9 protein-coding genes are annotated in these 11,826 nt (G+C 49.1%); 8 read left to right on the top strand and 1 reads right to left on the bottom strand.

Annotated elements, in window-relative coordinates:
- Positions 1-62: 62 nt before the first annotated feature.
- Together BGO59_RS00320 and BGO59_RS00315 are read left to right on the top strand one after the other, a co-directional pair.
- Entirely contained in the window at positions 63-1,241 is a 1,179-nt protein-coding gene (locus tag BGO59_RS00320; protein WP_293678979.1) for an alginate lyase family protein, read from the top strand.
- Positions 1,241-2,446 carry a glycoside hydrolase family 88 protein gene (locus tag BGO59_RS00315; RefSeq protein ID WP_293678977.1) on the top strand — a complete coding sequence of 402 codons (1,206 nt, stop codon included), beginning with the start codon at positions 1,241-1,243 and terminating at the stop codon, positions 2,444-2,446. Before BGO59_RS00320 ends, BGO59_RS00315 begins: the two co-directional genes overlap by 1 nt.
- A gap of 61 nt (positions 2,447-2,507) precedes the next feature.
- Here the strand turns inward: BGO59_RS00315 and BGO59_RS00310 are convergent, their stop codons facing one another.
- Positions 2,508-6,620 carry a two-component regulator propeller domain-containing protein gene (locus tag BGO59_RS00310; protein ID WP_293680238.1) on the bottom strand — a complete coding sequence of 1,371 codons (4,113 nt, stop codon included), beginning with the start codon at positions 6,618-6,620 and terminating at the stop codon, positions 2,508-2,510.
- A 164-nt stretch (positions 6,621-6,784) separates the two neighbouring features.
- On the opposite strand from BGO59_RS00310, the gene BGO59_RS00305 reads away from it, so the two are divergent.
- The 6 genes from BGO59_RS00305 to BGO59_RS00280 all read left to right on the top strand — a co-directional run bounded on the left by BGO59_RS00305 (position 6,785) and on the right by BGO59_RS00280 (position 11,818).
- On the top strand, positions 6,785-7,654 hold the full coding sequence (locus BGO59_RS00305; protein WP_293678975.1) for an AraC family transcriptional regulator: 870 nt from the start codon (positions 6,785-6,787) through the stop codon (positions 7,652-7,654).
- A 128-nt stretch (positions 7,655-7,782) separates the two neighbouring features.
- Complete coding sequence (locus tag BGO59_RS00300; RefSeq protein WP_293678973.1) at positions 7,783-8,175, top strand: DUF983 domain-containing protein; 393 nt, start codon at positions 7,783-7,785, stop codon at positions 8,173-8,175.
- A gap of 227 nt (positions 8,176-8,402) precedes the next feature.
- Positions 8,403-8,807 carry a hypothetical protein gene (locus tag BGO59_RS00295; RefSeq protein WP_293678971.1) on the top strand — a complete coding sequence of 135 codons (405 nt, stop codon included), beginning with the start codon at positions 8,403-8,405 and terminating at the stop codon, positions 8,805-8,807.
- Between the two features lie 21 nt (positions 8,808-8,828).
- Positions 8,829-9,278, top strand: a complete 450-nt coding sequence (locus tag BGO59_RS00290; protein WP_293678969.1) for a hypothetical protein — start codon at positions 8,829-8,831, stop codon at positions 9,276-9,278.
- A 77-nt stretch (positions 9,279-9,355) separates the two neighbouring features.
- Positions 9,356-10,258, top strand: coding sequence for a helix-turn-helix domain-containing protein (locus tag BGO59_RS00285; RefSeq protein ID WP_293678967.1), 903 nt, complete (start codon positions 9,356-9,358; stop codon positions 10,256-10,258).
- Positions 10,259-10,492: 234 nt separating this feature from the next.
- On the top strand, positions 10,493-11,818 hold the full coding sequence (locus BGO59_RS00280; protein ID WP_293678965.1) for a sugar porter family MFS transporter: 1,326 nt from the start codon (positions 10,493-10,495) through the stop codon (positions 11,816-11,818).
- The last annotated feature ends 8 nt before the right edge of the window (positions 11,819-11,826 follow it).

The raw sequence follows: 11,826 nt of genomic DNA, 5'->3' as shown, positions 1-11,826 counted from the left end.
CTTATTTATATGCTGTCGCTGATGCTGTAGTAGTATTGGTTTATCAGATTGTTTATGAAGCTATGAATACGCTGATCTGGCTTTTTGCGCTAATTACTTGGTCGTGCCTGATACCGCCCGTTAATGCTCAGTCATCAAAGCGAGCGCTGGTGCTGGCTATACTGAAACCTGTTGTGTTGGCAGAAGCCCGGTGGGCCATGCAGCAGCAACCGATAACCGTAACTGCGCAAACGTCGGCCCGAAGTGCAGGCGGGAAGCATGACTTCTTCTCGGAAGGGGACTACTGGTGGCCCGATACAACCAATCTACAAGGGCCTTACATCCAGCGCGACGGTATGACTAACCCCGATAATTTTGTGGCCCATCGGCAGGCGATGATTCGGTTCAGTCGGATTGTCGGGGCACTGGCATCGGCTTATGTCATGACAAACGATGAAACGTACGTTCGGCAGGCATTCCGGCATTTGACGGCCTGGTTTGTGGATTCGGCTACGCGCATGAATCCATCCTTATTGTACGCGCAGGCAATTAAAGGGCGATTCACAGGGCGAGGGATTGGCATTATCGACACCATTCACCTGATGGAAGTGGCGCAGGGTGTTCGAGTGCTGGAAAAGGCCAAAAGTGCGGATAAGGTGACCGTTGCGGCTATCCGACGCTGGTTTGCGGAGTACCTGACCTGGCTAACCATGCATCCGTACGGGAAAGATGAGATGAACGCCAAAAACAATCATGGCACCTGCTGGGTGATGCAGGTAGCGGCTTTTGCCAAACTAACCCGGAATGATTCGCTGATGGCCGTCTGTCGGAATCGGTACAAAACCGTGCTGCTTCCCGATCAGATGGCAGCCGATGGGAGTTTCCCGCTGGAGCTTCGCCGGACCAAACCGTATGGGTATTCGATTTTCAACCTGGATGCCATGACCACCCTCTGCCAGATTTTATCGACATCTACGGACAACCTCTGGACCTACCAAACGCCCGATGGCCGGGGTATTCGGAAAGGAATAGAGTACCTATATCCGTTTGTTCAGGATAAATCGAGCTGGCCGTTAAAGCCCGATGTGATGTACTGGAACGACTGGCCGGTAGCGCAACCGTTTCTGGTATTTGGCGCGGTTGCATTTGATCAAAAAAACTGGCTCGATACCTGGAAAAAGCTGGACCATAACCCACAGGTTGAAGAAGTAATTCGTAACCTGCCCATTCGTAATCCGATTATCTGGTTAACCGAACCCTAATGAAAACAAATAGACTATTACTCCCTCTGCTCCTTGCCCCACTTTTGCTAGCGGGCTTTGTCCCCGATTCACTCATCAAATCACTGTTTCGGGATGCTGAACAACAAACTCGGTTTATGCTGGCAGAGGTTACCAAAGTGACTCAGGAATCTTCCGGTAAGAAACCAGCTCTAGTATCGCCCCGCACGCTGGATAAAGCCGGTGCTTTGCAACTCGTACCCGCCCGCGACTGGACCAGCGGTTTCTTCCCCGGCGAACTCTGGTATCTCTATGAATACACCGGACAGCGTGAATGGGCTGAACTGGCCCGGCGGTATACGGCCAATCTGGAAAGTGAAAAAATGAATGCTGGAACCCACGATATGGGCTTTAAGCTCTATTGCAGCTATGGCAATGGCTACCGCCTGACGGGCGATGCAACCGACAAAGCCATTATTATTCAGGGTGCTCGGACATTGATCAAACGGTTTAAGCCGACGGCCGGAATCATCCGTTCCTGGGATCATCATAAGGATGTCTGGCAATGTCCGGTTATTATCGACAACATGATGAATCTGGAACTGCTGTTTGCGGCCACACGCCTTACGGGCGATTCTACCTTTTATAAAATCGCCGTAACCCACGCCAAAACAACGATCAAAAACCATTATCGGCCCGATAATAGTTCGTACCATGTGGTTGATTATGACACACTAACCGGGAAAGTGATCAAGAAAAATACGCACCAGGGCTATAGCGACGAATCGGCCTGGTCGAGGGGGCAAGCGTGGGGATTGTACGGCTATACGATGTGCTACCGCGAAACGAAAGATCCGCAATTTCTGAAACAGGCTGAAGCCATTGCCCACTACATGCTGAACCATCCGCACATGCCCGCCGACCTGGTGCCTTATTATGATTTCGATGCACCGGGTATTCCGTCCGAACCGCGTGATGTATCAGCGGCTGCCATTATGGCTTCGGCCTTGTATGAACTCAGTACGTATGTACCGAAGGCTTTGTATCGCGCCAAAGCAGATCAGGTCATCACCAGTCTGGCAAAAGGGGATCGATCGCCAATAGCACAGAACCACGGCTTTCTGCTGGCGCATAGCACCGGTTCGAAAACCAGCGAGATCGATGTGCCGCTGGTCTATGCCGACTATTATTTTCTGGAAGCATTGCTTCGGTCTAAAAAGCTAAATGAAAAGAAGCCGTTGTTTTGAGTGAGTAACGCGGGTGGCAACCCGCGATTTTTGGTCTAGATAGCGCGGGTTGCCACCCGCGTTACTCACTCAAAACAACGGCTTCTTCCAGTTCTTCGGTGACCTGATGGCTGTATTCGGTGGGGGTTACACCAAACTGGGCGCGGAAGGCGCGGCTGAAATATTTGGGGTCGCTGAAACCAACGGCAAATGCAATTTCGGCAACGGATGCTTTTCGCTGTTTGAGCAATAGTTCAGCTTTTTTCAGGCGTGTGGTTCGGATCAGGTCAATGACGGAGAGGCCTGTGAGCATCTTCACTTTGCGGAACAGTACCGGGCGGCTCATGCCCATTTCGCTCACCAATCGTGTTACGTTAAATTCGGCATCGTTCAGGTGGGTTTCCAGGGTAGTCATCAACTGATTCAGGAATTTCTCGTCGGGATGATCCAGTTCCTGCACCTGGGGCTGGAGTGTGATAATCTGGTGATACTTAGCGCGTAACTGTTCCCGCAGCAGAAGCAGATTACGAACCCGTGTCTGGAGCAGAATGGGGTGGAACGGTTTCGTTACGTAATCATCGGCACCTGTTTGTAAACCCGTTAGTTGATTGTCGACCGCATTTTTGGCAGTTAACAGAATGACCGGGATGTGGCTGGTGCGTACATCGGTTTTGATACGGTGTGTCAGAGAGAAACCGTCCATAATCGGCATGGCTACGTCGGCAATAACCAGGTCGGGCAGTAGTTGAGTGGCCTTTTCCAGTGCTTCGGCGCCATCAGCAGCCTCTACCACCTGACAGGTTGCCGAAAATAGATCGCGGATATAGGCCCGAATATCTTCCTGGTCGTCAACCACCAGAATCAGAGGCTGACCCGTTTCCGCAATTTCGATGGTGGGTATGAGCTGGTTGGTAGAGTCAGTCGGCACTAACGAAGGTAGTGGGGGCGATACCATTAGTTGGGGTATTGCAGCGCCTGCTATCGTTTGCTGGATCGATTCAGGGGGCGTCAGCGGAAGGCGGATTATGAACCGGGTAAAACCTGCTTTTCCGGGCTGGGCCTCCTGGCTCTCAACCGTAATCTGCCCCTGGTGCTGTTCAACGATGTGCTTGCTGAGCGCTAAGCCAAGGCCGAAGCCTGAATCGCGGGTAGTTGTATGACCAACCTGATAAAACTGGTTGAAGATATAGTCCAGATTACCCGCCGGAATACCCGCACCTGTATCTTCGATGGTAATAACAGCCTGTTCACTGGCTCGTGCGATTGGAAAATCCCGCCGTAAACGAACCGAAACGGTGCCGCCTGCCGGAGTAAACTTAACTGCATTGAAAAGAAGATTATACACTACTTTTTCCAGCTCTCCGGCATCGAACCAGGCCGGTAGTGTAGAAATCTCCGATTCGTTGGTGAGGGTAAGCTGGTGCGCACGGGCATGTTCGCGGAACGAATCGGTACTATTACTCAGGAAAGCGACCAGATCAGTTTGTCGCCATTGCAGTTGAATATTGCCGGTTTCGTGTTTGCGGAAATCAAGTAGCTGATTCAGTAGCCGCAGCAATCGGTCGGTGCTACCCCGCATGATGGAAAGCTGTTTTCGAATGAACGGATCGGTGGCGTATCGTTCGTTCAATACCTCAATGGGTGCCATTACCAGCGTAAGTGGCGTACGGATTTCATGCGCAATCTCGGTAAAGAAGTTCAGTTTAATCTGGTGTAATTCCTGCTGACGGGCCTTCTCCTTATGTTCCTCTTCCAGTTCATGCGCCAGTTGCAGCCGGTTTCGGTTGAATCGTGACCAAAGTTGTAAAAGCCCCAGAAAGGTCAACGCATAGAGGGCATAGGCCCAGGGCGTTTTCCAGAGGGGGGGTAACACCGTAATTTTCAGTTCTAAAGGATACTTGTTCCAGACGCTATCGTTGTTAGTGCCTTTGGCTTGTAGCAGGTACTCGCCCGCAGGCAGGTTCATGTACATCGCCCTCGGTTCATTCACGTAGTTCCAGGATTGATCGAACCCAATGAGTTTGTAGGCATACCGATTTTTTGCTGCATTGATATAATTAAAGCTGGCAAAGTCGAGCGAGAAAACATTCTGTCGATGAGTAAGCGTAATACCCTGCTGATAGTCGATACCCGACTGGTCGGCCGAAAGGCTGGTAACGGGTTCATTGAACAGGCGCAAGCCGGTAAATGCCAGTGGGTGGACCGTGGTATTCCGCCGGATGCTATCGGGATGGAAGTAAACAATGCCATTATACCCGCCAAAATACAAGTGACCCGTTGCATCCTGGTAGGCTGAATTGGAGGTGAACTCCCGGCAAACCAGCCCATCGTGTACATTATAAGCCGTAAAGGTCGATTGGCCGGCTACCAGTTGCGCCAGCCCTTTATCTGTACTGACCCACAAACCGCCTTTCTGATCTTCCTGAATGCTGAAAATCGTATTGCTGGGTAATCCCTGGGCTGTTGTAAAATGCTGAAAAGCGTGTTTGTTGGGTAAGAGCAGGTTCAATCCTCCGTCGCGGGTGCCGATCCAGAGTCGGTGTTTGCGATCTTCGAGCAGGCACATTACATGGTTGTTGCTAAGTGAGCTCGGATCATTATCGGCATGAAAGAAACGAACGACTCTAGGCTCGCCCGGCCGCTTTCGCAATAGACCACCTGCATTACTGAACCACATTTGCCCCTGACTATCAAACAAGAGGGTTGTTCCATTCGTTAACATGTTCGGCAGGGTAGCGTCAATTCGCTCGAACGACTGCGTTTTGGGTACGAATCGGCAAATACCACCTAGGTTCGTAACGACCCATACCGCCCCCTGAGCGTCGCGTTTGAGGTCGTAAATTCGGTCGTTGGGCAACGAGTGAGGATTGTGCGGATCATGTAGGTATCGGGTAATGGTTTGCCGCCGAAAATCAAGGTAGTTCAAGCCCTTGATCGTGCCGATCCACAGGCCGTTGGCGCCATCAGCGAGCAGGCATTTGATTTTGTCGTTCGACAGAGAGCGGGTATTTCTTGCGTCGTGGGTGTAGTGACGGAGGATCGTTTTATCGGCGTTGATCAATAAAAGCCCGTGATCTTCCGTGCCGATCCAAAGTTGTTTTGGTGTATGAGCCGGTACGATTGGCCCAGCAATTTTGAAGGGTGTTCGGCCATGTTTGTCGAGCGGATGGTAGGAGCCAAATTGCCGGGCCAACGGGCTATACATATCGACTCCACCATAGTAGGTGCCAACCCAGTATGAGCCATCTCGGTCTCGGAAAATAGAGCGTACGGAATTGTCGCCTAATGAATTCGGGTCAGTTGGGTGATTCGTAAGGGATTGAAAATGACTGCCATCCTGCGCGACAATGTACAGGCCTGACATGGTTCCAATCCAGAAATTTGACCGACCATTGGGTTGTATGGTTCGAATGGTCAGCGTATTGAGGTCTAAACCGGCAACCGGATTCCAGGATGTCACACGCCCGCGTTGCTTATCAAATAAGGCAATACCGTTTCCTTCGGTGCCAATCCACAGTCGACCGGCCCGATCTTCGGCAATGGTATTGATGGTGTTGAGGGCATTGGTATACACCGAATCGGTTGGTTCCAGAAAGTAGCTGGTAAGCTGGAATTTCCCGGAAGCGGTTGGTCGAAGTTTCAGTAGCCCATTCGTTGTGCCGACCCACAGAGTCCGGTGCGAATCTTCATACAGCGTGCGGACGGATCGATTGCGCAACGTTTTAGGGTGCTGAAGCAGGGTGGCTAAAGACTCGAATTGCTGTTGACGATTGAGTCGGTATAATCCCCCCTGTGTACCGATCCAAAGCGATTGCTGATGATCTTCCAGCAGCCAGTTAATAGTCGAATCAGGGAGGCCGTGGCTGGCCGGGCCACCTGTCAGCATGCGTTGAAAATCATCCTGCTCGGGTCGGTAAAGGGCCAGTCCTTTCGCGGTGCCCACCCATAAGCGCCCTTGTTTATCGACCAGCAAACTGTTGATGGTATTGGATGCCAGACTATTTTTACGCGTAGACTGGTTTTGGTAAACCACTACATTGCGGGAGTCATAGCGGTTTAACCCGTTGCGGGTACCAAACCACATAAAGCCCTGGTTGTCCTGCGTAATCGTGTAAACGCTGCTATGCGACAGCCCTTCATCGACCGTAAGATGGCTGAATGTTTTTTGGGTAGATTGGCAAAATGCAGACGATATCAGTAAAGAACAGATAATTGCGTTGAGCCAGCGGGCGGAAGAGCACTTGTAACGGTATAGCATAAGACTACCAAAACACTCGTTAAGAAGACTGCCTGTGTAGTGGGGTTAAAACACGATTAAAACGCTGAGACTTCTGTATTTTACTCCAAAAAATTTAGACTATGTCTGTATCGGTTCCGGTTTATAAGCTTCATTCGTTTCCACGCCATGAACCCGAAGCACTTTTTTACATGGCCCGTCTGGAAAAACTGGTGCAGGAGGTGAAGGGTATCGATAAGTCGCACTCGCATACGTTTTACCTGCTGATGTGGATTATTCAGGGCAGCGGTACGCACACCATCGATTTTCGGACGTATCCGGTGGCGCCTAATCAACTCTATTTTCTGACGCCAGGACAGGTGCATAGCTGGAACCTATCGGCCGATGCGCGGGGCTATAACCTGTTCTTCGATGCCAATTTCTTTCGGAGCCGATACGGGAATCGGTTGCAGCAATATCCGTTCTATCATTCGCACCAGCATCAGCCTTTACTCGAAGTTGCCGAACAGCAGCCCGTGTTTAGTAATCTGCTGACGTATGCCTACGACGAATATGAACAACGTCGATCCAATCGGTCGGAGGTCTTTCTGTCGTACCTGCACATTGTACTCGAAACGGCCAATCGGCTTTATAACCAGCAATGGGTAGGGCAGGAGGCTCATCTATACGACCGGATTCGGGCGTATGAGGAGTTAATTGAATACCAGTTTCTGACGGTTCGGGAGGTAAGTGCCTATGCCGATCAAATGCACCTAACCCCTAATTACCTGAACCACATCTGTAAAAAAGTTGTGGGAAAAACGGCCAGCCAGCTCATCCACGAACGCATCGTTATCGAAATCCAGCGATTGTTGACGCATACGACACAGTCAATAAAAGAGATTGGTTTTCAGTTAGGCTTCGACGACCCCTCGTACTTTGTTCGTTTTTTTAAAAAGCACACAGGGCAAACTCCCGCTGAGTTTCGACAGATGCTCCTGGTAGATCGTTGATTTGTACCATACGTTGCATGGTTTGTATTGGGGGGCGAATGGATTGGGCTTTACCTTTGTAGCATAAAAACTGCCTGAGCAACAGCTACTAAGCAGGATTAAATTGCCTGCTTTTTTGCTCCAGAACCATGTTTACCAATAGCCGATTCTACAGCATTGCCTTTAATAAATGCCCGCGTTGCCATCAGGGCGATTTTTTCGTCACGAACAGTGCATTCAGCAAAAACTTCGATAAAATGCATGACCACTGCCCACACTGTGGTGAAAACTTCATGCCTGAGCCAGGGTTCTACTGGACGTCGATGTTTGTGAGCTATGCGTTTTATACCATCTATATTTTATTGACATTTTTCATTGTCGTACAGGGCTTTCAGGTCGATCTGGATTATTACCTGATGGGGATGTTGCCGTCGCTGGTTTTGTTAACGCCTTATTTTTTCCGACTGGCTCGCCGTACCTGGCTCACCTTATGCATTACACCAAAGCCGCAACTTTATGTAAAGTCGGCTCATCAAAAGTAAAAAGCGTCTAGGAAGCTGTTTGCGTTCGTGGAAGCAGGTTCTTATAACCTGCCCTCACTATACCAGTGATTGTAAAACCTGTCTATCTGCGTAACCACCGTAGGTAGGCAGGTTTTCGGTTTTAAAAGCAACTTTTACAATTCGTTTACAAGCTTTTACACGGCTTTACCGGCCTGTGTGGGTGGTGGCTCTAGATTTGCTTTAGTACAGATAAAAAATTAGCCAGCATGAAAAACACACTTATCACCGCATTACTGGTTTGTGCCTCCTCAGCTATCGGCTGGAGCCAGCAAACCTTCAGCCACTGTTCCGCTGCTTTTCTGGGCAATAAAATGATTGTTGACCAGTATACAACGAAAGGAAAATGTATTGTTCCTGCCACGGCAACGGGCGAATTGACCGTCAATACGGTCGAGCTATCATCTACCAAAAGTAAAGCTGTTGAGTCGATACCTTTTATGGTGGCGATACGCGATAAGAATAGCCAGACGCTGACAAGGTATTCGAAAGCGGAAGTCAAACGGGTAAACATCCGGAATGTATTGGCCAAATGCCGAAAAGGTGACCATATTGTGTTGCTGACGGTTGGCAATCAATATGCATTACCCCATAATGAAATCCTTGTTCGTTAATTCACCTCACTCCATATTGCCATGAAAACTTACAGATTCGTATTCGTTATACTGGGTTGTGTGCTAGGGCTTACTTCCTGGAAGATTATGCTGGGCGCTGACCATGCGTCGGCAGTTGAAGAAAAGCCAGAGTTTTACACGAATCCGCTTGTATTGAATAATAAACCATTGAATTTGACCGTCTTTTCCATTCATAGCCGAGGGCGTCTGGCTTTGGTTTCAGGTGACCCAAAGTCGGAAGAAGCCATCAAAATCCCGTTTCGTATGTATCTTTATCGAAATGGAATCCTCATTCGCAAAGAGGAATCGGATAAGGCTCAGCAGGTATATGATATTGCTCCATTGATGGAATTGGCTCGGCCTGGCGATGATTTGGTGATTGATCCGGTTCGACCAATGGATAAACCAGCTCGACGAGCCATTCGACTACAAGGGGTTAGTTGGTTTTTTAATTGGTCGCTAGGATGTTAACGAGATAATGGTTTTCGCTTATCTGCGATGACTCTTGCAGATGAGCGAAAAGCAACTACTGTATACACTGTGAACAGATGCGTATGTCAGTCCGGCTATTTACAACCATAGCCTTGATGCTTTCGGGTGTTTTGATTGTCCTGTTTGCCGGGTTGACTCCATCTAATCCGGCAACAGAAAAGACGCGTTTTGCCCGGAAAGTTAACCTGGCACTCCGACGCACAGCGCACCATTTACTTCGTAAAGCTGGTGATGATACGTCACGAATTGCTCCGGTACAACAGCCGAATGCGCAAACATTTTTGATTCGATTGGATCATACATTCGATTATGATCAACTTCCACAGTTATTAAAAGAGTCGTTTGCTGTTCATGCTATTCGGGAAAACTACGATGTAGCTGTGCTGGATTGCGCTCGTGGAGAATTACAACTTGGCTATAACATCAACGACCTGGTTGGAACAGGGCAGGTTCCTTGCAGAGGGCGGAGTCAGAAAGCCGGTTGTTATACCTTGCAGGTTACCTTCAATACCGTTCAGGACGAATCTCCTCAGCCGGTAATGGCCTGGTGGTTACTAGCGTTGGGGGCCTGCCTGACTGGGCTAGGGTATGTAGTGTGGCAAAAGTGGCCATCCAGACAGACATCAACTGAATCACCCAATCCAGATTCGGTTTCGGACGGGTTACTACGATTCGGTACATCGAGTTTCAATCCTAAAACCCTTATGCTTCAGGTGGGAACTAACCGTCATACTATGACTTACCGCGAAGCTAAATTGCTTCAGTTTTTCGTAGAGCATACGAATCAGGTAGCCGAGCGAGATTTCATTCTTAAATCGGTTTGGGAGGATGAAGGGGTTTTTGTAGGCCGTAGTGTCGACGTGTTTGTATCCCGCTTGCGAAAATTGCTTCAGGAGGATTCGGCGGTTCGAATCGTTGCCGTTCATGGCGTAGGGTATCGGTTTGAAGTGCAGGTATAGCCAGCCTTTTCAGGAACTGGTTGACAGTGAACCGTTGCCGAAACAAAAGTTAAAATGACTGCAACATATTTATAATAATCTTCTTTATTTTTTTTGCTAATGCTTTGATAATGAATTGGTTGTTTGCTGGCTTGTAAATTGTAAGTATTTGAACAGATTTTGAAAGTCTGTAGCGATTGCCCTCTCTACCTTTGACTCATGAATCGCTCCTAAACCCGATTCGTGTCAGTAAGTATGAGTCAAAAACAGCGCATCTTTCTCTGGTCAATCACGGCTGCGTTGGGTGGTTTTCTCTTCGGTTTTGATACCGCCGTTATTTCAGGCGTTGAACAGTCACTGCAATCGTTGTGGCACTTGAATGTCTGGGAACATGGTCTTACTGTTTCCATTGCCCTAATCGGTACCGTACTCGGTTCAATGCTGGGTGGTATTCCAGCGGAGCAAGCGGGCCGCAAAAAAACGCTGCTCGGGATTGCTATTCTCTATCTGGCTGCTTCGCTCGGTACAGCCATGGCAACCGGCTGGAGCGTTTTTCTTCTATTTCGATTTCTGGGCGGGTTGGGTGTTGGGGCTTCATCGGTGGCAGCCCCCATGTATATTACCGAAATATCGCCAGCCAAATCGCGTGGGCGATTGGTTGCTTTATTTCAATTCAATGTTGTACTGGGTATTCTGATCGCCTATCTATCGAACTTTTTGTTACAGGGTATCGGGGCCGATTCATGGCGCTGGATGCTTGGTATACAGGCTATTCCTTCGCTGATCTTTCTGATTGCCGTCTTAAACATCCCCGAAAGTCCACGCTGGCTGTTATTGAAGAAAGGGGATGTTGCCCAGGCATTCGAGGTTCTTCGAATGATCGATCCGGATACTGCCGAAAAAACAATGGTAGCTATCCAGCAAAGCAATCACCATACTGAAGGGTCGACCCGGTTGTTTTCGACCGCGCACAAAACCCCCATCATGCTCGCCGTGCTATTTGCAGTATTCAATCAGGTTTCGGGTATCAATGCCATTATTTATTATGCTCCCCGAATTTTTGAAATGACGGGCCTGGGTAAAAGTTCGGCTTTACTATCGTCGGCGGGTATTGGATTCATCAATCTCCTGTTCACCATGATCTCGATGAATTTAATTGATCGGTTTGGTCGGCGGACTCTGATGAAAATTGGTTCGGTGGGCCTGATCATCACCCTGGCGTTGGTGGCTAGAGCGTTCTACATGGAGGATTTCAACGGAATGACGGTGCCGTTCCTGCTGTTTGGCTACATTGCGTTCTTCGGTTTTTCACAAGGCGCTGTGATCTGGGTATTTATTTCCGAAATTTTTCCGAATGAAGTACGGGCAAGCGGACAGGCGTTGGGCAGTTTTACACATTGGTTGATGGCAGCTATCATTACGTTTACGTTTCCGTATCTTGCCGAACAGGTTGGCGGTGGTAACACATTCCTGTTCTTTACCGCTATGATGGTATTGCAACTAGTTTTCGTGCTACGCCTGATGCCCGAAACGAAAGGCACGAGCCTGGAGCAGATTGAAAAAACATTTGTTGTCCACTAAACCTTTTC

This window comes from Spirosoma sp. 48-14, assembly GCF_001898575.1.
Taxonomy (GTDB): domain Bacteria; phylum Bacteroidota; class Bacteroidia; order Cytophagales; family Spirosomataceae; genus Spirosoma.
The sequence above is the reverse complement of the archived record's forward strand: the minus strand, read 5'-3'. Positions and strand labels throughout refer to the sequence as shown.

What these genes read in the sequence shown, in the direction of transcription:
- BGO59_RS00320 (WP_293678979.1), top strand. Translation starts at nt 63, where the DNA reads ATGAATACGCTGATCTGGCTTTTTGCGCTAATTACTTGGTCGTGCCTG.
- BGO59_RS00285 (WP_293678967.1), top strand. Translation starts at nt 9,356, where the DNA reads ATGCGTATGTCAGTCCGGCTATTTACAACCATAGCCTTGATGCTTTCG.
- BGO59_RS00300 (WP_293678973.1), top strand. Translation starts at nt 7,783, where the DNA reads ATGTTTACCAATAGCCGATTCTACAGCATTGCCTTTAATAAATGCCCG.
- BGO59_RS00305 (WP_293678975.1), top strand. Translation starts at nt 6,785, where the DNA reads ATGTCTGTATCGGTTCCGGTTTATAAGCTTCATTCGTTTCCACGCCAT.
- BGO59_RS00295 (WP_293678971.1), top strand. Translation starts at nt 8,403, where the DNA reads ATGAAAAACACACTTATCACCGCATTACTGGTTTGTGCCTCCTCAGCT.
- BGO59_RS00315 (WP_293678977.1), top strand. Translation starts at nt 1,241, where the DNA reads ATGAAAACAAATAGACTATTACTCCCTCTGCTCCTTGCCCCACTTTTG.
- BGO59_RS00290 (WP_293678969.1), top strand. Translation starts at nt 8,829, where the DNA reads ATGAAAACTTACAGATTCGTATTCGTTATACTGGGTTGTGTGCTAGGG.
- BGO59_RS00280 (WP_293678965.1), top strand. Translation starts at nt 10,493, where the DNA reads ATGAGTCAAAAACAGCGCATCTTTCTCTGGTCAATCACGGCTGCGTTG.